12 protein-coding genes are annotated in these 24824 nt (G+C 59.8%); 10 read left to right on the top strand and 2 right to left on the bottom strand.

Annotation, left to right across the window (positions count from 1 at the left end; genetic code table 11):
• The 4 genes from ABIQ96_RS10770 (at position 1) to ABIQ96_RS10755 (ending at position 5478) form a co-directional block, all read left to right on the top strand.
• Complete coding sequence (locus ABIQ96_RS10770) at positions 1-1542, top strand: MFS transporter (RefSeq protein ID WP_348214590.1); 1542 nt, start codon at positions 1-3, stop codon at positions 1540-1542.
• Positions 1539-3107 (top strand): glycoside hydrolase family 43 protein, encoded by a 1569-nt coding sequence (locus ABIQ96_RS10765; protein WP_348214589.1) that lies wholly within the window; start codon positions 1539-1541, stop codon positions 3105-3107. The genes ABIQ96_RS10770 and ABIQ96_RS10765 overlap by 4 nt, the downstream gene beginning before the upstream one ends.
• The gene (locus tag ABIQ96_RS10760) at positions 3104-4180 is read left to right on the top strand and encodes a serine hydrolase domain-containing protein (RefSeq protein WP_348214588.1); all 1077 of its coding nucleotides are present in this window, start codon (positions 3104-3106) and stop codon (positions 4178-4180) included. The genes ABIQ96_RS10765 and ABIQ96_RS10760 overlap by 4 nt, the downstream gene beginning before the upstream one ends.
• 191 nt (positions 4181-4371) lie before the next feature.
• A complete protein-coding gene (locus tag ABIQ96_RS10755) occupies positions 4372-5478 on the top strand; it encodes an alginate lyase family protein (RefSeq protein ID WP_348214587.1) in 1107 nt (368 codons plus the stop codon).
• Here ABIQ96_RS10755 and ABIQ96_RS10750 read toward each other — a convergent pair.
• On the bottom strand, positions 5475-6758 hold the full coding sequence (locus tag ABIQ96_RS10750; protein ID WP_348214586.1) for an IS4 family transposase: 1284 nt from the start codon (positions 6756-6758) through the stop codon (positions 5475-5477). The genes ABIQ96_RS10755 and ABIQ96_RS10750 overlap by 4 nt on opposite strands.
• 86 nt (positions 6759-6844) lie before the next feature.
• Between ABIQ96_RS10750 and ABIQ96_RS10745 the strand changes: the two genes are divergently transcribed.
• From ABIQ96_RS10745 to ABIQ96_RS10725, 5 genes are all read left to right on the top strand, one after another.
• Positions 6845-10015, top strand: a complete 3171-nt coding sequence (locus tag ABIQ96_RS10745; RefSeq protein WP_348214585.1) for an autotransporter-associated beta strand repeat-containing protein — start codon at positions 6845-6847, stop codon at positions 10013-10015.
• 91 nt (positions 10016-10106) lie between these two features.
• Entirely contained in the window at positions 10107-14033 is a 3927-nt protein-coding gene (locus tag ABIQ96_RS10740; RefSeq protein WP_348214584.1) for a glycoside hydrolase family 97 catalytic domain-containing protein, read from the top strand.
• Between the two features lie 141 nt (positions 14034-14174).
• Positions 14175-15335 (top strand): glycoside hydrolase family 88 protein, encoded by a 1161-nt coding sequence (locus ABIQ96_RS10735; protein WP_348214583.1) that lies wholly within the window; start codon positions 14175-14177, stop codon positions 15333-15335.
• 147 nt (positions 15336-15482) lie between these two features.
• The gene (locus ABIQ96_RS10730; RefSeq protein WP_348214582.1) at positions 15483-19745 is read left to right on the top strand and encodes an autotransporter-associated beta strand repeat-containing protein; all 4263 of its coding nucleotides are present in this window, start codon (positions 15483-15485) and stop codon (positions 19743-19745) included.
• A gap of 107 nt (positions 19746-19852) precedes the next feature.
• On the top strand, positions 19853-21484 hold the full coding sequence (locus ABIQ96_RS10725) for a hypothetical protein (protein ID WP_348214581.1): 1632 nt from the start codon (positions 19853-19855) through the stop codon (positions 21482-21484).
• A gap of 2 nt (positions 21485-21486) precedes the next feature.
• On the opposite strand, the gene ABIQ96_RS10720 is transcribed toward ABIQ96_RS10725, so the two are convergent.
• Positions 21487-22536, bottom strand: coding sequence for a LacI family DNA-binding transcriptional regulator (locus ABIQ96_RS10720; protein WP_348214580.1), 1050 nt, complete (start codon positions 22534-22536; stop codon positions 21487-21489).
• Between the two features lie 627 nt (positions 22537-23163).
• Here ABIQ96_RS10720 and ABIQ96_RS10715 point away from each other — a divergent pair.
• The gene (locus ABIQ96_RS10715; RefSeq protein WP_348214579.1) at positions 23164-24747 is read left to right on the top strand and encodes a beta-xylosidase; all 1584 of its coding nucleotides are present in this window, start codon (positions 23164-23166) and stop codon (positions 24745-24747) included.
• Positions 24748-24824: the final 77 nt, after the last annotated feature.

Here is a 24824-nt window from a genome sequence, read left to right as displayed (position 1 = left end):
ATGACGTCATCCAGCACAGGTCAGAAGCCCTACCTCGCCCCGCCGCATGACATTCGCGCTTGGGCCATCGGCGGCATCGCCACGAACGTCCTGATCTGCCTTTACGGACAGGCGATGAACTTCTTCACGGTCGGCTTCGGCTGGAGCGCGGCGATCGTTGGCACCGCGATGGCGTTTCCCCGAATCATCGATGCGGTGCTTGATCCGTTCATCGGTCAGTTTTCCGACAAGACCAACACCCGCTGGGGCCGCCGCAAGCCGTTTCTCGTCGCCGGATCGGTTCTAGCAAGCGTCTTTATTTTCAGCCTTTGGTGGGGCGATAGCAGTTGGAGTAAAAACGCCCAACTCGCCTATCTCGCGGTGATCGGCACGCTGTTTTATATTTCGTGGGGCGTCTATGCCATGGCGTGGACGGCGCTCGGCTACGAGCTGACAGATGACTACAACGAGCGCTCGCGGATCTCCGCATTTGCCGGCTATTTCACCACGGGTGTGCTTTTGTTGAACGCATGGACCTACTGGTTCGCCCTGAGGCCGGTCTTCCACCACGGTGTGATCGCCACTGTGAAGGATCTTTTCTCGCAGGGCCTTGATTCAGCACACATGGGGAAAGTTCTATCAGTCGCTTTCACCACGGTTCAGGGCGCGCCCGCCAACGAGGTCAACGGTATCCGTTGGATTACCAGCGCGGCCGTCATTGTCGCCCTCGCCTCCGCGTTCTACACAACGCGGAATTGCAAGGAACGCTTCAAGCAGGCAGCGAAGAAAAACCACACTCCGATCCTGAAGGCGCTTTCGGAAACGTTCAAGAATCGGCCGTTCGTGATCCTCATGGCTTACAAGCTTTTCCAGCTCTTCGGCGAGCGGGTGTTTCAAGGCATGCTCTTTTACATCGGTGTTTATTATATCTTCAGCGGAGACAAGGACAAGGCAGGGGCTCTCACCGGGAATGCCGGGGTCTATGCCTGCATTCTCAGCTTCTGCGTGCTGCCCCTCATCCGCCCTATCAGTGTGAAGCTCGGCAAACGCGCCGGGCTGGTGATACCGTCCTGCGTCGCGCTGGTGCTGCTGCTTTGCCAGCCATTTCTTCTGACTCCGTCCGCACCGTATCTGTTGCTCGTGCCCCTTCTCGTTCTCTCACCTTTGTCGGTGATCAGCACCACCATGATGAACGCCATCGTGCCGGACATCTGCGATCTGGACGAGTTGGAGCACGGCGAACGCCGCGAGGGTTTGTTCACCTCTGTCACCGCGTTTATGAACAAGCTGGAAATCTCGCTTTCCGTGTTGATCGTCGGCTGGCTCGTTACCTTTTCCGGCGTGGATTCCTCGACCACCCTCCAGAAGCCGGAAGTGCTGCAAAAGCTCCTCTGGTTCGCGATCGGCCCGGGTATTTTCTTCGCTGCCGGTGCGCTGGTGATGGCCTGCCGCTTCAAACTGAACGAAGGATCGATGGATGGCGTCCGCAAAACCCTCGAAGCACGCAGGGCCGTGAACGTATCCTTCGACGAACCTCGCGATCCGGTATCATCAATTTCATGATTCAAAATCCGATCATCCCCGGCTTTCATCCAGACCCGTCGTTTTGCCGAGTTGGCGATGATTACTACATTGTGAACTCCACCTTTGAATGGTTTCCCGGCGTGCCGGTCCATCATTCACGGGATTTGAAAAACTGGCGGTGCATCGGCCACATCCTAACGCGCCGCAGCCAGTTGGACTTGCGCGGGGTGGTGGATTCCGGTGGCGTGTGGGCACCATCGCTGAGTCATGCTGATGGGAAATTCTGGCTGATTTACACCAATCTCCGCAACACGGGCATGGGACGTCCCTTCAAGGATATCAAAATCTTCCTCACCACAGCGGATGACATTCTCGGGCCGTGGAGCGATCCGATAGAACTTGATTCCATCGGCTTTGATCCATCGCTTTTCCATGATGACGATGGACGGAAATACCTGCTCAACATGGAGTGGGATTTCCGCAAAGGACACTACCGCTTTTCCGGCATCGTGCTTCAGGAATACGCTGTCGCCACCTCGAAGCTGATCGGTGAGCGGGTGAAGATTTTGCATAAGGACCAGATTCTCACGGAGGGCCCGAATCTCTACAAACACGGCGGTTGGTATTATCTCATGCTCGCCGAGGGTGGCACCGGTTGGAACCACGGGATCTCCATGGCGCGGAGTAGGAATCTGCTAGGTCCATACGAACTCGACCCGCAACCCTCGGTGATCACCACCCGCCACGACGAGTCATGGCCGTTGCAAAAGGCGGGCCACGGCGAGATCGTGGAAACGCAGCACGGCGAGTGGTTCATGGCGCATCTTGCCAGCCGCCCGATCGGCGAGCGGCGCTGCACGCTCGGGCGGGAAACCATCCTCCAGCGCGTGATATGGCAGGACGGATGGCTGCGCTTTGCCCACGGCGACGTGCGCCCGCTGCTGGAAATTGAAGAACCTGTTGGACTGTCGGAGTGCCAGTGGCCGGAGGCTCCGGCTCGCGACGGATTCGATGCACCGACGCTTGATGTTTCGTGGAGTTCGTTGCGTGTGCCGATGGCGGAAAGCTGGCTGTCGCTCACTGCGCGTCCGGGTTGGCTGCGTCTGATAGGTCGGGATTCGCTGCATTCGTTCTTTGATCAAAGTCTCGTGGCAAAACGTTTGCAACGTTTCCATATCGTCGCGGAAACTTGTGTGGACTTCCAGCCGGCGCATTTCACCCAGATGGCCGGGCTGATCTTTTACTATAACACCCGCTTTCATTATTACCTGCGGATCACCCACCACGAAGAGCGCGGGCGGATCGTCGGTGTCGTGCTGACGGACAACGGTGCTTACGATGAATTGGAGGAAAGCGAACTCGTCATCAATGATTGGGGTCTCGTCCACCTCCGGGCTAACATCGACGAAGACAAACTCCAGTTCAGTGCCTCACCCGATGGGGAAGCCTGGCATGCCGTCGGTCCCGTCCTTGATGCGTCGAAAATCTCCGATGACTACGCCAATGGTTTCACCGGTGCGATGGTGGGGATCTGCGCCCAGGATCTCAGTGGAAACCGCAAGGCGGCTGACTTCGATTGGTTCGAGTTGAAGCCAAATCCATGAAAATTGTCGTGCTCATCGCAAGTCTTGCGTTTGTCGCTATGTGTCCGGCGGCGGAAGACGCGTTTCCAACCGTCACGAAGCAAGTCCGGAATTGGGTGGATCGGGGTTATTACACCGGGTGCTCGGTGTGGATCGCGAAGGGGAACGGAGTTCTCTATCAAAAGGTATTTGGCGACCACACGGTAGACACCGAAGTTTACATCGCATCCGCCGGGAAGTGGTTGTCCGCCGCCGCCGTTCTCGCAGTGGTCGATGAAGGGAAACTCTCGCTGGACGATCCGGTTTCAAAATGGCTGCCCTCTTTCAAAGACGATCCGAAAGGCAAAGCCACCCTGCGGCAGTTGCTTTCCCATACCTCCGGATTTCCTCCCTATCAACCGGATGACAAGCCGCGCGATGGCTATCAGACTTGTGAGGAATCGGTGAAACATCTCCTGCCGCTGCCGCCGCATTTCGCACCCGGGGAGCAATTTGAATACGGCGGACTCGCGATGCAGGTCGCCGGACGGATGGCGGAACTCGCGACCGGCAAGGATTGGGAAACGATCTTCCTGGAAAAAATTGCCAGGCCGCTGGGCATGACGAAGACCCGCTTCACGCCAGTCGATCCCGGCCACACACCGATGCTTGCGGGTGGCGCGGTGAGCACGCTTCATGACTATTCGCGGTTTCTAACGATGATCGCGGACGGCGGGACATTCGAAGGAAAGCGCATTCTTTCCGAAAAGGCGGTCGCGGAAATGGAGTCCGATCAGGTTGGCAAGGCCAAGGTCAATCCCAGTGAGTTTGTCGAGCGCGCGAGAGGCAACAAGCACAACGGCATCTACGGTCTCGGCATGTGGCGCGAGGAACTTGATGCAGCAGGAAACGCAACACTCATCAGCAGCCCGAGCTGGGCTGGCACCTATCCATGGATCGATAAGCGCACAGGAATCCGCGGAGTCATCATGGCGCATGTCGATACCGAATCGGAACCGCTGAAGAGAGACAAGTTCTCAGGCTTCTGGAGCAGTCCCGTTCTTGTCACCATGGTGCGTTCCCAACTGGCTGCCGAGCCTCCCGCCAAACCTTAGATTTTCCCAATCCTCATCCTCTTGATCGCGCGCTTACCGAACGATCGGTTTACTGGGTGACCGCAATGTGGGTATCCCGGCGGGTGGAAATGTGCTCCTAGTCAGACAGGCCGCAGTCGTGCGGTGGCTTTAAAATCCAATTCAGTTCAATGCCCCGACCCAAATGGCTATTCTTTTGGCTATGCGCTGCCATGGCGATCGTTTCAAACGTCCGTGGCCAGGGGTTCGTCCATCCGGGCGTCATTCACACCCAGGCGGACCTCGATCGCATCCGGACCAAGGTCGCGGCAAATGAGCAGCCGTGGGCGAGCGGTTATGCAGCCTTCTCCGCCGACTCGCGCTCGTCTTCCACCTATTCGATGCAGGGGCCGGCGAGTTTCATCCGCCGGCCGGCGGCCGGGGAGACGGCCTATTTCCTGAGCCAGTGGGAAAACGATTGCGGCGCGGCCTATCAGAACGCGATCCGCTGGATCATCACGGGAAACACGGCCTACGCCACCAAGTCCCGCCAGATCCTCATCGGTTGGGCGTCCACCTGCACCCTGATCACCGGTGGCGACGCGCGGCTGACGGCCGGCTTGCAGGGACACAAGTTCATCGCCGCGGCCGAGATCCTCCGTTACGGCAAATCGAATGGCGTGGTCTATAGCGGGTGGAGCGCCTCGGATACCACGACGGCATCGAATTTCATCCGCAACGTCCTGCTTCCGCTCAACCGCATGCACGGCGGCGGCAACTGGGGCATCATCGGCGCGATCAGCCAGATGTCCGCCGGCGTGTTTCTCGATGACACCGCCGAGTTCAACGAAGGGCTCAACGCCATCAAATACGGCTCGCCCATCGAGGCCGACATGGGGATCCCGAACTACATTCCTCCCGGCGGCTGGACGATGGAGGCCGACCGCGACATCGGCCACTGGGCGCTCGGCGTCAACAACCTCACCATCGGCGCCCACATCGCGTGGTGCCAGGGCATCGACCTGTGGACCTATCAGAACAACCGCCTGCTGGTCGCTCAGGAATACATCAACCGCTACAACAACGGCAACACCGTCGCCTACACGGCGGGTGTGCAGGCCGACACGCTGCCGAATGGCAACCTCACCAACATCGGCCGCGGGCGCTGGGATATTTCCTGTCAGGAGGAGGCCTATTATCCCTATCAGCACTACTTCGGCATCCCGGCGCCCGAGACGGAAAACGCCGTCACGCTGACCCGCGCGTTCTTCGCGGGAAACACCACGATCACCGCGGAAGATGGCACGGTTTACAGTGGTTGGTCATTGGCGTCAATTTAAGGTCTGAAGCCGTTGCCGTTTTGCTTGAGGGATTTCCGTTTTCGTTTGCAGCGACAGATGTGTCTCGGGTCGAGGGGCAGTTCTGCCGATAATCTCCGGATGATCTTCAAGCGGCCTGACAACCAGGCGAAAAGTTTTTCCACGCTGGCTTGCAGTCCCGGTATCTGTTGGATGATGAGTCGGTTGATGCGGATTGCGAGCGTGGAGAAGATCATCGCCGCAAGCATCAGGGCATGGAGGTGAATGCGGCTGGTAATCCGATGGAGCGCCTTGTGCATTTGCAAGGATTGCTTCCACGCCCGGAAGTGGATCTCGATCTCCCAGCGCTGCCGATAGAGCCTGAAAAGCTCTTCCGCGGAGCATTGTTCCGGTGTGATGTTTGTCACCAGGATGGTCCAGTCTTCCCGGACCAGTGAGCGCTTGCTTGCCTGGGTGCCATTTCGTTTCCGCTTGTCCTTCTTCTGCTGCCGACGCCGGGACGCGACCTCGGGACTCGACCGGAAGGCGACAAGGCGCGCGCGATGCGCTTTCTGGGTCAACACGACTTCCAGATCCAGCAGCTTACCTGATGCTTTTGCCAACAGGGATTCGAGTGCCTCGCCGTCTCCGGATGTGGCGCTTGCCTGGCCATGGAGACGGCTCAGCCAGAAGGCTTTCCTGGATTCCACATCGGCAAACGCGGAGACATCGAAATAACCCATGTCCCGCAGCACCAGATCCCCTTCGCCGACCATCGGAAGCAACTCCGGCCCCAGGGTCCGGTCTTGGACATGACCTTCGGTTTCGAACAGCCGGAGCAGTTGACCACTGATTAGATCCAGGACGACATCCACCTTTGCGCCAGCAGTGGGCCCACTGTTGTTAGCCACGGCCCGGAACGAGGGGTGGTTGCCGGGATGCATGCGGAACTGGGTCGCGTCTTCCAAGAGGATTCGACGGAAGGGCAGCTTCCAGTCCTTCCTTCCGGCGGCTGCGGTGGACGCCGCAGTCTGTTGCAATACGGACTGGAGAAAATCGATGGCCGCTGGCTTCATCCTTTGATGAAGCGCTTGTCGGGACAAGGTCTTCGACTCGCGCTCCCCGAGGCAGCTGGCCATCTGGCCGAATGAAGCATGGCCTGTTGAAACCGCCTTGAGCAAGGTCAGCAGAAATCCTTCCGCAGAAAACTTGTTGGATTGCCGGACGATCAAACCGGAGAGTTGGGCGGTCTCTTCGAGGGCAGGGAGGGCATTGGAAAAACTAACGAAACCTGCCGGGAATTTGGAAATGTCTCTGAACATGCCAAGCCTGCCGACCCACAAAGCACGTCAAGAATAAATTTCGTTATTTATTAATATTTAGATGGTTATGACTTAAATTGACGCCAATGAGTGGTTGGTATAATGATGGGATTCAGGCCGAGCGCTACGACCGTGATCACGTCGCGTTCGGAACCCTGGTGTTCGCCTTGCCGGTGCGCAATGCGGATCTTCCCCAGGTGCCCGCCGCGCCTTCGGCGACCTGGGGAAATGCCACGGTCACCGTCAGTTGGCCCGCGAGCACGGGGGCCGCGACCTACAACGTGAAACGCGCCACGTCGCGAGGTGGCACGCTTGTCCAGATTGCCACCGGTCTCACGGCCACGAATTTCACCGACACCACGGTTACCAACAGCAGCTATTATTACTATCGGGTCACCGCCGTGAACGCCGCGGGTGAAAGCGCGGTTTCGGGTTTGGTGGAAACCTATCCGTCGGGTTCCGCTCCCGCTGCTCCGGTCTCCCTAACTGCAAGTTCCACGGGCCAGAGCCGCATCGACCTGGTGTGGCCTATCAGTCCCGGTGCCACGGGCTACACGATCAAGCGGGCCACGGCGGCGGCCGGGCCGTTCACGACCCTTGCCACGGGCGCGGGGACCACGTTTCCCCGCTATGCGGCGACCGGACTGCTGGCCGGGCGGAGTTACTACTTCACCGTGTCCGCGACGAATTCGATTGGGGAGGGCTCCCCATCCGCGATCGCAACCGCCGCGACCCTGCCGGCGCTGCCCGCGGGGTGGACCTGCGACGACATCAGCTATCAGACCACACCGGCGCGGGCGACTTATTCGGGCGGCACTTTCACGGTGAAAGGCGCCGGCCTTGATTACGGTGGCGGCGTCGTGGACATCTTCGGGTTCACTTCCAGGGATTTCACCGGCAATGGCGAGATCGTCGTCCGCCTGGCCAGCCGCGAGAAATACAGCGTGCTCAGCAAGGTCGGCATTGCCATGCGGGAATCGACGGCCGGCGGATCAAAGCACGTCTTCCTGCGCATCGACGGCTCTGACACCGCCGACATGACTTACCGCACCGGAACGAATGGTGGCGGTTCCTCGACGGGGACCGTGCCGGTACCCGCAAGCACCGTGCCGTGCTGGCTGAAGCTGTCCCGCACGGGAAATGTTTTCACCGGTTCCGTGTCCGCCGACGGCGTGGCATGGACGCAGGTCCATTCCCTAACGGTTTCCATGGCGTCCACGATCAAGGTGGGGTTCGCCGTATGCTCGCGTAACAACGGAATGCCCGACACCGGCGTTTTCGACAACGTCGCCATTACCGGTTGGACACCTCCGGAAAATGCCGACGTGCAGAACTATGATTCTTCCAGTAGTTCGAATGTTTGGAGTCTCACCGACGTAAATTGGGATTCCAGTACCGTCTCGTGGATCAACGGCAACAAGGCGGTCTTCGGTGGAGTGGGCGAGACCGTCACGGTTAATGACGGCATCGTGACCGGAGGCATGACCTTCAACTCCGACGGCTACAATCTGGCAAACGGCACCGCGGCCGCCATCACGCTCGATGGATCCATCACCGTGACGACTGCCGGGCAAATCGCGACGATCAATGAAATACTAACCGGTGTCAGCGGCTTCAACAAAGCTGGCGCGGGCATCCTTCACCTTCGCAACGCCAACACCCACACCGGCGATACTTTGATCAACGCCGGGATCGTCCGTGTGGGCGACGGCACCACCAAGACCTTCCTCGGCGCGGATTCCGCGGGCGGACTGAACCGTGCCATGGTTGCGAGCGGCGCCACCTTGGAAGTCTCCGGCAACAATTCGAAGATGGATCGCAAGGAGATCCGCCTTGCCGGAAACGGTGCGGGCGGAACCTTGGGCGCGCTGTATGCCGACGCTACCGGGACGACCAACGGCATCCGCATCAACCACCAGAACACGAACCCGGCAACCGTCTTTATGGATGCGGACAGCTCCATCCGCATCGATGGCGCGGGTGTCGCGGGCGCGAACGTGGCAACGGTGTTGCTCGGGCGGCTGGCCCTCGGCGGATTCACCATGACGAAGACGGGTCCGGGAGCGCTCAGCTTCGAGATCACCAGCAACGGCATCACCGGGCCGGGGAAAATCGTAGTTGCGGATGGAGTCTTGAAATCGAACCAGAACGACACCTTTAACAATAATTTCGACCTCGAGATCCAAGCCGGAGCCGCCGCGTGGGCGAACCAGACCGGCAATGTCTTCAACAGCATCACGGCGTCGGTCATCGTAAACGGAACCCTCGTCCTCAATTCACGTGGCGACGGAAATCCCGGCAACGGCACCGACACGACCAGCGCCACCAACACGCTCGGCCGCTTGTCGGGCAGCGGCACGATCACCTCCGGCATTTGGGACAACACCGGCAGCAACACGCTGATCCTTTCGCCGTCCTCGGACTGTTCGTTCGGAGGCACGATCACGCAGGCCAGCGGTACGGTGAATCTAACCAAGACTGGCACGGCGACCGTTACGTTGACCGGCAGCACGAACTACAACGGTGTCACCACCGTCAGCAACGGCCGGCTCAAGCTGCTAGGTGTCCATGCCAACACGGGCAACACCATCATCTCCGCCGCCGGCTCGCTCACGCTGTCGCATCCCTGCTTGTCGGACACTGCCACGCTGACCATCGCCTCCGGCAGCCAGCTCCAGCTTGATCACCCGTCGTCCGATGTGGTGGGTGCCTTGATCGTGAATGGCACCCCGATGCCGAATGGTCTCTATGGTGCGTCGGGATCCGGCGCGACGAACATTGTGCCCTACATCACCGGCACGGGGCGGATTCAGGTCGGTCCGGTCCCCGCCGGATATTTCTCGTGGGCCTCGGGTGTTCCCAACGGGCTGACAGCGGGCGTGAACGACGGCACTGGTGACGACCCGGACGGCGATGGGATTGTGAATCTGTTGGAGTACGTCCTGGGTGGAACCCCAGCGGGCGAGGGTTCCGCCAACCCCTCCATCCTGCCGACGGCTTCCCTGACCCCGGACAACTTTTTCCTAACATTCAGGCGGTCTGATCTTTCGGAAATCGACACGGTGCTGAAGGTGCAATGGAGCACGGACCTGGTAACCTGGCTGCCGGCGAACGAAGTCGTTATCGGACCGGCGAGTTCGGGCAACGTGACGGTGTTGGAAGATTCGCCTTCCGCATCGCTCGATACCGTGACGGTCGCCATTCCGCGCGGAAATGGCGGAAAGCTCTATGCAAGGGTGGTTGCGAGTTTCCCATGAGACGGATTTCCTATTTCTCGATCTTGCGCGAAGATCCTGTCGAATCGTTCGAATCCTGCTTTTCAAACCAGACTCAATATCCAAAAAAAACATGAAGCCCGACCGATCCACATTCCACGGCTTACATGCTTTTGGAGTCTCGCTGCCCAAATTCCGGATGACCTCGCCCGCCCGTGCCGCCAACGTCTCTGCAACCCGTCATTTGAAGCGACTCGCAATGGCATTGCTTTCACCGCTGCTTTTGCTGGGGACATTGATTTCCTGCTCTGCCGATCCGGTTTCTAACAATAAATTCGCGCCAATCGGGCTGGTGCATCCGGGGTTGCTCCACAGCCGCCGGGATCTGGAGCGGATCAAGGCCGCCGTCGCGGAGAGGACGCTCCCGACCTATGCCGGGTATGAGGTCTTTCGTGCCGACCCTCACTCGCAAGCGGACTACAAGATGCGCGGTCCCAAGGCGATGGTGGGTCGCAATCCCACCGTCGGCGCGGAAGATTACGATAACGACGCCACCGCCGCCTATCAATGCGCGCTGATGTGGACCATCACGGGTGACATGACCTATGCCAACAAGGCGAAGGAAATCGTCAATGCCTGGTCGGCGACATTGAAATCCATCACCGGCAAGGACGCGGTGTTGATGGCAGGTCTCGGGCCGTTCAAGATGGTGAATGCCGCAGAAATCCTGCGCCACACGAACGCCGGTTGGGTGCCCGCGGAGGTCGCGCGAACGGAGAAACATTTCCGCGAGGTGATCTATCCGGTAATCAGGGATTTTGCTCCGTTTGCGAATGGGAATTGGGATGCGGCCGCGATAAAAACTGTGCTGGCCATTGGCGTCTTCTGCGATGACCGCACGATCTATGAGCGTGCCCTGCGCTACTACGTGGACGGCGCGGGCGACGGGCGGCTCTCGAACTACGTGATCAACGAAACCGGCCAATGTCAGGAAAGCGGGCGCGACCAGCAGCACACGCAGCTTGGCCTTGCCCATCTTGTCGACTGCTGCGAGATCGCTTGGCACCAGGGCCTCGATCTCTATGGCATCGACGACAACCTGTTGCTGAAAGGCTTCGAATACACGGCAAAATACAACCTCGGCGAAGACGTGCCGTTCGCGGAGACGCTCGACCGCACGGGGAAATATCGACATGCCGCGATCTCGGCGGAAGGTCGGGGCCGTTTTCGCGCCGTCTTCGAACAAATCCTCAATCACTATCAAAACCGGGCGGGGCTAACCGCTCCTTCAGTGAAACGTGTCGTCGAAGGAAACCGCCCCGAAGGCCCCGGCGGCAGCGGTGCGGACCACGTCGGATTCGGCACGTTGTTGTTCACGAACGATGCCGCGAAAACGGTGCCAGGCATCCCTGCCGCCCCGGCCGGGCTGGTCGCGCAAAGTTCGCCGGAGAAGATCACACTCACCTGGATTGCTCCCGTCGGCACGAAGACCTACACAATCAAACGAGGGGCGGAAACCCTCGCGCGAAACGTGACGGCGGCGACCTTTTCCGACGGGAAGGTTCAGGCGGACGAAGTCTATCAATACGTCGTGTCGGCCGCGAACGATGCCGGTGAAAGTCCCGATTCGGTGCCGGTTTCCTTCGCCGCGGGTCTGCCCATGCCGTGGACGCATCAGGATGTCGGTGGGCCGTCTGTCGCGGGCGGCGCGGGCTTTGACGGCGAGGTTTTCACTCTCGAAGGCGGAGGTGAAAAGATCGGTGGCAAGAGCGACCAATTCCAATTCGCGTCGCTGCCGGTGGACGGCAATGCCACGATTGTCGCGCGCCACCTGCCGCAGCTCAGCTCGCAGCTTTCGCGCTTCGGCGTCATGATGCGGGCGGGCACCGGCCCGGATGCCGCGCAGGTTTCCTTGCTGATCGATGCGGATACGAAGGCCAATCTCGAAACGCCTAACTGGAAGGTGCGACTCACGACCCGCAACGCGATCGGTGCGGAAGCCGTGGACCATGATGGCAGAAATCTCGTCGATCCGACGGTCTCCAACGGCAGACTAACGGGCGTCTGCTGGCTGAAGCTCGCGCGCGCGGGCAACAAATTCACGGGCGCTTGGTCCGTCGATGGAAAAACGTGGATCCCGGTCGGTACGGCCACGGTTTCACTGCCGTCCGAGTGCCTCGCCGGTCTTGCCGCCTGCTCGGGCATCCCGGTCACGACGAGGGTGAAATTCGACCACGTCGCGGTGACGAATCCATCAGGTGCCACCGGGGCCAATCGCATCGTCTCGCCGGATGGCAAAGTCGCGGTGAATTTCGCGCTGCAAAAGGGCGGTGTGCCCGCCTACGCGATCGACTATATCGGCAAGCCGATCGTGCTTGAGTCAGCGCTGGGACTGTTGCCCGGCCACCTGGATGGATTCGAAATTGCAAAGGTGTCCCGCAGCGAAATGAAGGACGAATGGACGCCGGTTTATGGCGAGCGCAAGACCGTGCCTAACAACTATCGGGAGCTGGAAGTCGATTTGAAAAAGCCGGAAGGCGGGATGATGCGTCTCACGTTCCGCGCGTATGACGAAGGAGCGGCGTTCCGCTATTCCTTTCCGGCGCATGCCGGAGCGGTGATGGAATTTGCCGGCGAGCGGAGCCAGTTCCGTTTTCCGGCGGACACCTTTGGCTGGCACGAAATCGCGACCGAGGGTGAATATCGACGGCTGAGGATTCGGGATTTCACCCCGTGGTGCGAGCGGCCGCTCACGCTGGAGTATGCGAGCGGCGTTTTCGCAAGCCTCGCCGAGGCGGCGAACGACAACTATCCGCGGATGCTGATCTCGCCGGTGTCCGCATGTTCTGACACGCTCGTCACCGCGCTCGGAGGAACGACTGCGAACGAGGCCAAAGTCCTCGGACCTGGGGATCCCCGCTTCACGTTGAAGCCGGGGCAGGCGACTCCCTGGCGGATGTTCGTTGTGGGCGCAAAGCCAGGCGATCTGTTGGAAAGAAATTTCCTGATGTTGAACCTGAACGCGCCGCCCGCATCGAAGGACGTGTCGTGGATCCAGCCCGGGAAGATCATGCGCGACACGGCGCTGAGCACCGAGAACGCCAAGGCGATCATGGATTTCGCAGCGGTGGGCGGGCTCAACTATGTGCTCTTTGACGCCGGTTGGTATGGCCCGGAGAATGCGGAGGAGAGCGATCCCACGAAGGTGGCAAAACCTAACTTGGACATCCCCGAAGTCGTCCGCTACGGGAAGGAGAGGGGAGTCGGATTGTTCCTCTACGTCAACCGGCGGCACGTTGAAAAACAGCGCGATGTCATTTTTCCGCTCTACGAAAAATGGGGCATCAAGGGCGTGAAGCTCGGGTTCGTAGAGGTCGGTTCGCAGGCCGCGACGGCATGGGTCACCGAAACCGTGGCCAAGGCGGCGGAGAGTCATCTCATGGTGAACCTCCACGACGGCTACCGCCCGACGGGTATCGAGCGGACCTATCCGAACTTGCTGACGGTGGAGGGCATTCGCGGGAACGAGAATTTTCCAACAGCCGAACACAACTGCACGCTGCCATTCACGCGTTTCGTCGCCGGACCGGGCGATTACACCATCTGCTACTACGACAAGCGGTTGAAATCGACTCACGCGCACCAGCTCGCGATGTCAGTGGTTGCCTACAGTCCGCTGCAAACCGTCTTCTGGTATGACCGCCCGGCAGCCTATCAGGGAGAGCCTGAAATCGAGTTCTTCCAACACGTGCCGACCGTATGGGACGAGACGAAGGTTGTCAGCGGCGACATCGGAAAATACGCGACGATTGCGCGGCGAAGCGGCAACGAGTGGTTCGTCGGGACGATCAACGGCAGCGAGCCGCGCACGCTCAAGGTGCCGCTGACTTTTCTCGATCCCCGGAAGCGCTACGCCGCACATGTGTATGCGGACGAGCCTGCAACTACGACCCATACGAAAGTGGGAGTGACAACCCTGCCTGTGGATGCAGGTGCTGTGTTAGATGTGCCGCTGCAAGCCGCCGGCGGCCAAGCCTTGTGGATCACACCCGTGGACTAGATGGGATTGCCTGACGGATTCCGCCTCGGGAAAAGGTATGTCCGGCGCGTGTTGTACACTGAAACCTGTTCGGCCATTTGACCGGCCCAAGCGCACGGCACTACCGTCGGATGCTTTCAGCCTTTCTGAGCAACCCATGTCATGAATACCTCTCCTATCACCTCCAGCCGCCTGTCTCCGTCCCGGTCGCTTGCCTACGAAACCCTCATCCGGAAGACCCGCAAAAACATCGCGGACCTCGCCACGCAGCCGACCACCTGGTCGTTCGATCCCGGTGGGGATTTCTCCAAATGGGGCGAAGGCTTTTTTGAAATCGGCAACTGGACGACGTCTTTCTTCACCGGCATGGCGTTGATCGGCTGGAACGAAACGGAGGACGAGCATTTCATCAGTTCGGTGCTGGCGCTGGATCCGCTCTACCAGAAAAAGGTGGGCGAGTTCGCGGCGGAGACCATGCACGATCTCGGCTTCCTCTATTCGCTGCACTCGGTTGCCCTGCACAAGCTGACCGGTGAGGACCGTCATCGCGAACTCGGACTCAAGGCTGCCGGGGTGCTTGCTAACCGATTTGTGCCGGAAGGAAACTACATCCGCGCCTGGGGCCGGATGGACGAGCCGGACACGGATTACGCCGGGCTGGCGATCATCGACTGCATGATGAACCTGCCGCTGCTCTACTGGGCCACTCAGAAAACCGGCGATTCAAGGTTCCGCGAGATCGCGATCCGCCACAGCGACACTACATTGGCAACGTTCATTCGGGAGGACGATTCGGTTTTCCACGCCCACCGGTTTGATCTCGTGACCGGCGCGCCGACCCGCGGTGACAACTACTGCGGTTATGGAATCGACAGCCACTGGGCGCGCGGTACGGCATGGGCGATTTACGGTTTCGCGATGGGCTATCGCCACACCGGGGACGAGCGTTACCTTGACGCTTCGCTGCGGATCGCCCGAAAATTCATCTCGTTGCTAGACGACGAAATCGTGCCTGTCTGGGATTTCATCCTTCCGGACGACCCCGCGCTCCACATCCGGGATTCCTCGGCTGCTTCCATTGCAGTCTGTGGTTTCCAGGAATTGGAAATGTTAGGTAAAGCCGGCGCCGTCATCAGCGCGGCTAAAAACGCATTGCTCGACCGCCTTTGCTCGCCTGGCTATCTCGATACCGATCCTGCGGTCCGCGGCACCCTGAAGCATGGCCAGGTCGGAATGGCCGTGAAAGCCTACACCAGTTGGGGCGACTACTATTTGATGGAAGCGCTGGCCCGCGAAAACGGGATGAACATCACCTGGTGGTGAATCGAAATAAACCATCAGTCACCAGTGTGACCTAAGTGCCACCTATCCAGCCGGGGTGCGCGGTATGTAGTTCAATCCTACCGCAAAGATCCGGTGCGTATCTCTCGAATCCTGCTTTCCAAACAAAACCCAATACCCAAAAAATATATGAAACCCAATCGATCCACACTCCTCGGCTTTCGCGCCCTCGGACTCTCGCTCCTGGCATTCTGGATGACGTCGGCCGCTCGTGCCGCTAATATTTGGGACGGTGGCGGTGCGCCTGATGGAAACTGGGGCACGATTGCCAACTGGGACGATAATCTCCTACCCGTCTTTCCGGTGGCGCTCAACTTCGCAGGCACCGCGCAACTTGCCTCGGTCAACAACCAGACCGGAATCGCCGTCAACGGTATCGCGTTTGATGCCAGTGCGGGTGCTTTCACCATTTCGGGAAATAGCATCTCACTCGGTGGCAACGTCACTAACAATAGCACGAGCCTCCAAACCCTCGGGCTGCCTCTCGGTCTCACCGCCGCCCGGACTTTCGACGCGGCTTCGGGCAACATCGCCGTCGTCGGCGCGATCAGCGGCTCGTTCGGATTCACCAAAATCGGAGCCGGCACGATGACCGTTTCCGGAGCTAACAGCAACACGCTCGCCACCACCATCACCGCAGGCACCCTCAAACTCGGGGCGAGCAACGCCCTCACCTCCACGGCCGGGATCACGTTCGGCACAAACTCCACGGGGACCCTGGATCTTGCCGGATTCACCCAGACCACCGGCAATTTCACCGCCACCACCAACACCGCGGCAAATGGCGGGACCGTCACCAGCAGCGCGGCCGGAGGAAATCTGACAATCAACACCGGTGCCACCAACGGCGCGCCGTTCAGCCAGACCGCTTTCACCAATGGCACCGGCACGCTGGCGCTCACTCTGCTCGGCAGCAACCCCACGGGCAACGTCCAGATCCTGAACACCACCAACTCCTTCAGCGGTGGCCTGACGATCAAGAGCAGCAATGTAGGCAGCCTCACCTCCGCCAATCTTGCCACCGCCGGCGGCCTAACCGCGCAGACACTCCAAGGCGTGCGCTCCAACGCCACCGCGGCCATCGGCAGCGGCGGCATCTCGATCGACAACGGCCAGCTCTTCATCATCGCCAGCCTGAACGTCTCGAACTCCCTCAACTTCACCGCGCGCGGCGGCGTGCTGCACATGGAAGGCACCGGAGCCGCCACTGGCGGCTTCACCGGCACCATCACCAACCCGGGCGGCCTGGTCGTGGCTAACAGTAACTCGGGAAATAACAACATCGTCAAGCTGGGCAACGTCAGCGGCTTCACCGGCACGTTGGCGATCGACGCGACGAACATCGGCGGCCTCGCCTTCAACGAAACCAGCGTGGGCAACACGGCGATGAATCTTCTATGGTATGGCAACGGCACCAATGGCGGAACCGGCCGCGTCCAGTATCGCGGCACCGGTGATGCGACGCTGATCTTCGGCGACCTCAACAACCTCAACAGCGGCGCGGTGGGATCGGCGATGAGCGGCATCATCGAAAACGCCATCGCCTCCACCACGGCGACCTTCGCCATCGGCAACAGCAACGCCACTCCCGCGACGTTCCAAGGCTTGATCCGCAATGGCACCGGCACCGTCGCGCTGACCAAGAACGGCTCGAACACCCAGACGCTCACCGGAGTCTGCTCCTTCACCGGCGCGACCGCAGTCAACGGTGGCATCCTGCGTGCGAACAATTCCTTTGCCAGCGCGGTGGATGTAAACACCGGCGGCACCTTCATTGCGAACGGTTCGGACAGTGGTTCAGTGAATGTCCATGGGGGGGGCAGCGTCGGCGGTACCGGCTTCATCAATGGTGTTGTCACGCTTGCCAGCGGTAGCAGTCCGGCGAATCGGGCCACGGTGAACGTCGTGGACGGAGCGGTCGGCATCCTCTTTGCGACCGACAGTGGTGGAATTCTGCTAGGCGGAACGGCGGGAAATTCCGTCAGTTTGAACATGGAGGTCGGTCCATCCACCGCCGACCTGATCAGTTTGTCAGGTGATCTCAACGTAGGGGCCGGCGGCGCGGTGATCACCATGACCAGCCTCGGCGTCGCCGCGAACCAGACCTATGATCTGATTAGTTTCGCCAACGGCACCGGAGCCGGCTTCACCACCGGCAGCGGCACCACCATTGGCGGCCTCACGCTTGCCAATCCATCGCTTGGCTTTGGCGTCACCGGCAGTCTCAACGTCACGGCGAACGCCGTCCAACTCGTCACTACCGGAGCGGCCTCGCCTGCCGCTGCCTATTGGTCGGGATCGAAAGGCACCTCGTGGACCAGCAACAGCAGCGGCCAGGGGAACTTCACCACCACCGCTGCTGGCGGCACTTTCCTCGCAGCGCTCCCAGGAAGCACCACGGATGTCTTCTTTTCCAATAACAGCCCGAGCAACCTGACCAACACGCTGGGTGGCAACTTCGCGATCAACGGCCTCACTTTCCGGGGAACCTCCGCAGCTGCGAGCATCGGCGGGGCCAATCAACTTTCCCTTCAATCGGGCGGCATCACTCTGGAATCGGGAAATGGCGGCGCAACTCTCGGCATGACCACGCTGTCCCTCGGCGACAGCCAGACGTGGACTAACAACAGCGCCAATCCGCTCGTCGTTACCGCAGCAGTTAGCAGCGGAGCCAACGGGCTGACCCTCTCCGGCAACGTGATCAAGCTCGGCGGGTCGTCGCTGGCAACCGGAACGCTAACCATCGATGCCAGCCTTGATGTTGCCGGCACCGCCATCACCACCGGTGATTTTTCGGGCAGTGGTTCGGTGAACAACACCGGAGCGGTCGCGGCGATCAACGCGACCGTGGTCAACGATTCCGCGTTTTCCGGCACGATCAGCGACGCGGGTGCTGGCTCGGCTTTGTCGCTGGTGAAAAACGGATCCGCGACCCTCACTCTCGGCGGCGCGAATGGCTACAACGGCTCCACTTTGGTCGGTGGGGGAACTTTGGTGTTGGGAAATGCTTCCGCCTTGGGAGTTCCAGGCACTGTGGCTTCCGGAAGCGGGACCACTGTGGCGAACGGCGCGAGCCTCGATTTGAATGGCTTGACGATTTCTGAAAGTCTCAGTGTCGCGGGAGCAGGCTACGGAAGCAGCGGCGCGCTCGTTAACAGCAACGTCGGAACTCCGGCCGTGGTGAATTCCGAAATGCTCTCTAACGGAAACTTCGCCGTCGATGGCGCGGGTGACATCACCCTGCAGCGTGTGCAGACCACTTTTGCCACTCTGACCAAGAACGGAGCCAACACCCTGACCTTGGGAACTCCTGCGGCGACGGCACCCAACAACCTGCTGGTCCTGGTGGTGAACGGCGGCAAGGTCGTCCTGAACATGCCGGGCCAACTGGCAGTGGACCGCGGGCTCACCATCAACAACGGCTCCAACGTCCAACTCTCCGGCACCGCCGCGGGTGGCGGACAAATCCAGGACGATAACGCGGTCGCTCTGAACAGTGGGACCTTCGATCTTAACGGTCGTTCGGAAATCATCGGTGCGCTCAACGGCTCCGTTGGAACGTCGGTCACCAACACCGCCGCCGCCACCGTCAGCACCTTCGGCGTCGGCGGTGTGCCCGCCACTACTAACACCGGCAGCTTCGCCGGCGTCATCAGCGATGGCGCTGGAAAAGTGGCCCTAACCAAGAGCGGGCTTGGCACCCAGACGATCGCTGGAGCACAGACCTACACCGGTGACACCCGCGTCAACGGCGGCATTCTGTCACTCGATACCGCCTTTTTCGCGAACACTGCCGACGTTTACATCGCCACCGGTGCGGTGCTGAACCTCACCCACTCGGGTACCGACGTGGTGAACGCTCTTTACTTCAACGGCGTCGCCCAAGCCAATGGCATCTACGATGCGGGCAATTCCGGCGGACTCATCACCGGGACTGGCAAGATTCAAGTGGGCGCCACCCCGGCAGGCTACGCGTCCTGGGCCGTCGCGAAGGGGCTGACCGCGGGCGTGAACGACGGCGTCAATCAGGACCCTGACTTCGACGGCATTGCCAATCTGCTCGAATACGTCCTCGGTGGCCTGCCGATCGGCGCGGGTTCTTCCAACACTTCCATCCTGCCGACTAGCTCGCTGACTACCACGGACCTTGTCGTCAGCTTCAAGCGCTCCGATCTATCGGAAAGCGACACCACGTTGAAGGTTCAGTGGTCCACCAACCTTGGCACTTGGGGTGCGCCGGATGAAGTCACCATCGGTGCGACCAGCGCCGGTATCGCTACTGTCACCGAAGACTCGCCGAGCGTTGACCTCGACACCGTGAGCGTCGCCGTTCCCCGCACCAATGCGGCCGGAGGCAAGCTCTTCGCCCGCGTCATCGCCACCAAGCCTTGATCAAGCGCTTCATGCCGCGGATCCTGGTGTTCCGGGATCCGCGGCAAGCTGCTATATTTGAACGGCGTTCTCATTGAGCAGAGCGCAATTCATTGAAAAAATTCCCTATGTTTGCGAAAATCCTTTTGGTGTTCCTAACACTAGGTGCTTCCGCCTCTGCCGCCGTTTGGCAGTGGTCGGCTCCGGTGGCGTCCGTGATTTCTGACGAGACGAAGGATCATCCGCGCGCTTACCTCTGGATTCCCGAAAACTGCCAGCAGGTGAGGGGAGTCGTGCTCGGCCAGCACAACATGCTCGAGGAAGGCGTGCTGGAGCATCCGGTCTTCCGCAAGACGCTCAGTGAGGTCGGTTTCGCGGAGATCTGGGTCACTCCGGCCTTCAACCCGTTCTTTCGCTTTGACCAGGGCGCTGGTGATCAGTTTCAGGAAATGATGACCGCGCTGGCGAAGGAGTCCGGCTACAGTGAATTGGAGACCGCGCCGGTCATTCCCATCGGCCACTCGGCGATGGCGGGTTTTCCCTATCACTTCGCGGCATGGAATCCCGGCCGGACGCTGGCGGCGATCTCGCTCAAAGGGACGTGGCCGGATGCCCGCGATGCTAACAGTCCACCTTGGAAGGATGCTGACCTGAAGGACGTCCCGCTGCTGTTTGTTAGCGGCGAATACGAATGGGCGGACGAACGCGCGGGTAAGGCGCTCGCGTTCCGGAAAAACAATCCCGGGTCACCGCTGACCATGCTGGCCGATCCCGGCGGCGGGCACTTTGACATCCACGACGACCTCGTCGAATACCTAGGCTTCTATGTAAAAAAAGTCGCGGAGCATCGCCTTCCCGAGCGCACTCCGGCAAGCGGCGAGGTGAAGCTCAAGCCCGTCGATCCCGAACGCGAAGGATGGCTGGTGGACCGCTGGCGGCAGAACGACAAGGCTCTTGCCGAACCGGCCTCCGTGAAGGACTACGCGGGAAAGAAAGACGAGGCGTTCTGGTGTTTCGACAAGGAGCAGGCGTTCGCCACCGAGGCCTTCGGAAAGGCACAGCATCTGAAGAAACCGCAGCTCGCGGGCTATCGTCAGGACGGGCAGCTTGTCCCGCAGGACAAGGAAACGCACCAGCAGGTGACGCTGCCATTCAAACCGATCGGCGATGGTCTCACCTTCAAGCTCGAAGGCTGCTTCCTCGACGCCGTGCCTGACGGTCGGCCGGTGCGCTGGACCGGCCTCGGTGTGAACTCGCCGGTCACCCATGCCACGGGACCGGTCGTCATCAGCCGCATTTGCGGACCCGTCGAAAAACTTTCCGACGACACCTTCGCGCTGCGCTTTGATCGGTTAGACTTCAACAGCACCAAACGTTCTAACGAAATTTGGCTGATGGCCGTTCACCCCGGCGACGGGGAATACAAGCGGTGCGTCCAGCAGTCGGTGCTGCACTTCCCTCTGCGCAACACCGCGGGCGAAGACCAGACACTGGAGTTTCAGGAAATCAAGGACCAGCGCGCCGGGGCGAAACCTCTGAAACTCCACGCACGGTCGAGCGCGAAGGATGCGGAAGTCCGGTTCTATGTTAGGGAAGGCCCGGCGGAGATCAATGGCGATGCCCTGATCTTCACCCGGATACCGCCGCGCGCGAAATATCCGGTGAAAGTCACCGTCGTTGCCTGGCAGTGGGGCCGCTCGATCGAGCCGAAGCTCAAGACTGCCGAACCGGTCGAGCGGACGTTCCTTATCGCGAGGTAGGGTTATCTTAGATCGGGGAGGCTCTTGCCATCGACCCACGAACCTTCGACGAGGATCTGGCGGAAAATAGGCGGAATGCCGCGTGCGCGGTCATTGATGAGCGAGTTGAGCATGAGGAATCCGACGCGGCCGATTTCCTCCGGATGCTGGTCGATGCCGGAATCCAGCTTGCCGTCGAGGATCGAAGTTGCTGCCAATCCCATATCGCCGGGAATTTCATATCCGAGCTCGGCGAGCAGCGCTGGGATCTTGGGGTCGGGGGTGAAAATCGCGTCGGGCTTGTATTTTTTCAGCCAGGTCTTGAGAGCGGGTTTGGGATCGGAACTGGACGCTTCCCTTTGAATCAACACGGGAATGGGATTGGGATCGCGGATCAGGCGTTGTCCGCCGAAGAAACCCAACTCAAACTGGACGCCGCGCTTGCTGAATTCTCCCTCGGTGGCTACGTAGCCGATGCGCTGGTATCCGCGCTCGTGGATTTTCTGGACGGCGAGCATCGTGTTGGAAATCTGATCCGCAGTGACAATATGACAGGCCGGTTCGAGGAGCGACCTGCCGAAACGGACGATGGAATATTCCGACCACGGGAAGTCCTTCCAATCGGGATAGGGTGGTTGGTGAGGTGGCAGCAGGATGCCACGGATGCCGCGGGTGGAAAGGATTTGGTGGAGTCGTTTGGGACTAAGGTCACCATTGAGTTGGAATTCTTCGAGGCGGTAACCGAATTTTTCCGCCGCCTTGAACGCGCCATTCCAGTAAAAATCGAACTCCTTGAATTTCCTCAGGTCATGCGGTTTCTGCCAGGCGTTGATCCATGCGATTCCGGCGGAAACGGAGTTTTTGTCCTTCCCTAGACGGTAGTTCGCAAGTGCGGCGAGCATTGGATCCGGGCGATATCCCATGGCTTCGGCAGCTTCCCTGACGCGCGATTTCACCGCGGCGGAGATCCTCGGATGATCGCGCAGGGAAAGTGAGACGGTGGAGTGGCTGACTCCCAGTTTGGCGGCGATATCGCGGAGATTGACGCGTGGCGGAGTCGAGTCGGAGTTCATGGCAGTGCAACCGTGGCGGCGGGTTTTGTAGGGGCAGGCTATCGGGACTTGACCCGGGTTCAAAAGAAAACGGCCGCGCGGCTGGTATCGTGGCGGCCGTTTCTGATTGTCGTCCGGATCCAAGAGGCCAGCGCATTCGGTCGGAGTGATAAAGACATCAAGCCCGGCGGCGGTGCTGTTAGTTACGGTGCCTCGGGGGATTTTGCGGCGGGCTGGTGAGGTGGTCGGGGCGTTCGGGTTTCATCGGATGGATGGTGGTGGAAATAGGTTTGGAATCGCTTAGCACGGGAACCGATCCGGTAGAGGTCTCGCATCGGTCACCCTGTTGACTTGCTGAACCCAATCGGATTACCAATCGACAATGTTAGGTCGCGCAAGGTCAGCATGCTGCGAATTTCCGCCGCGAATTCAAGAGGCCGGCGCACCGGGGCGGGGTGGCAATGGGCCATGCTCTGTAAGAGGACGATCCCTCCGACATCGTGCCAACTTCCGACCGTCGAACCCATCCGCTGTTTCCAAGGTAACTCATGAACGATGCATTAAATGGTGAAAGGCGGCGTTTTATTGATCTCTCGTCGTCCCACCCCACCGGATAAGAAGTTGTCCATTTCTCAGCCCACGAAACCAATGTCTTCCCTAACTCTTACAGCCGATGCCCGTTCCGCAGGAACGCGCTTGCATCACCACTGGAATCTCTGTGTCGGCGCGGGCCGTGCGAATGAGGGACTTCGCGCCGATTGGCAGGAGCAGATGGATTTCGCAATCGAACAATGTGGCTTTAAATACGTGCGCTTCCACGGGCTGTTCCATGACGATATGTTTGTCTACAAGGAGGTGGATGGCCTGCCGGTTTACAACTTCCAATACATCGACACGCTGTTTGACCGGCTGTTGGAGCTCGGCATCCGTCCGTTCGTGGAATTCGGATTCTGCCCGGCGGATCTGGCGACCGCATTGGGCACGGTCTTCTGGTGGAAGGGCAACGGATCGCCGCCGAATGACTATACGAAATGGTCGGAGTTGATCCGTCGAACGGTGGACCATTGGGTGGCTCGCTATGGCATCGACGAGGTGCGGGAATGGTATTTCGAGGTGTGGAACGAGCCGAATCTCAAGCCGTTTTTCCGGGGAACGAAGCGCCAGTATTTCGAGCTCTATCGCGCGACGGTGACGGTGATCAAAAAGATTGATAGAGAACTCCGGGTGGGCGGTCCATCGACTAGCAATTTCGTGCCCGACGCCCGTTTCGATGGAGAACTTGAGGATACCCGCCAGCATCAGGTGGTGTTGAAGTCTGAGGATCTCGATGCTCTCAACTGGCGTCCGGTTTGGTTGGATGAATTTCTCGCGTGGTGTGTGAAGGAAAAGTTGCCGGTCGATTTTGTTTCCTGTCATCCCTATCCGACGGACTGGGCGCTCGATGAACACGGTCACGGCAGCAAGCTGACCCGTGGCGTAAATGCAACTCCGACGGATTTGAAACTGCTGCGCTCGATCATCGATCAAAGCGCTTTCCCTGATGCGGAAATCCATCTGACGGAGTGGAACAGCAGTTCCTCGCCACGGGATTTCACCCACGATTTCCTCCAGGCCGCGACCTTCATTGTGAAGGCGAATCTGGAATCGATCGGTATGGTGGATTCGCTCGCCTACTGGACCTTCACCGACATCTTCGAAGAGGGCGGTGCGGGTGATACGATTTTTCACGGCGGCTTCGGCATGATCAACGTGCTGGGAATCGTGAAGCCAAGTTTCCACGCCTATCGCATGCTGGGTGGGCTGGGTGATGAATTGCTCGTTACGTCCGATTGCGGCGTGGTGACCCGGGATTCGGTATCGGGCAAAGTGCGTGCGCTGGCATTTCACTATCCGCCGGAGATGCCATTATCCGTTCCCGCATCGTTTGGAGACCGTGAAAAAGCATATGAAACCCTCGGACTCGGGCGGGAGGAGGAATTTCACCTGGAACTCTCGGGCCTGAAGCCGGGAGCCAGCCTGCTGATAGAATTGCTCGATGCGAACCATGGCAATGCCATGGCTGCTTGGAACGCGATCGGCGCGCCTGAAGAACCCACCCGCGAGCAAGCTGGATTCCTTCGTCAGGTTTCCACGGAAACGCAGAAGCTGAGCGCTGTCGCCAACGACTTGGGACATTACCGTCTCATTCAAAAGCTGACGCCGTGGAGTGTGATCTCGGTGCGGGAGCTGTAATTTTCAACCCCATTTCAAGATGACCCCGTCCCTTGCGCCTTTCCTGATCGACATCGATCCTCTGCCAACCGGCGGTG

Origin of the sequence: Luteolibacter sp., from assembly GCF_039920825.1 — a bacterium.
GTDB lineage: Bacteria > Verrucomicrobiota > Verrucomicrobiia > Verrucomicrobiales > Akkermansiaceae > Luteolibacter.
The sequence above is the reverse complement of the archived record's forward strand: the minus strand, read 5'-3'. Positions and strand labels throughout refer to the sequence as shown.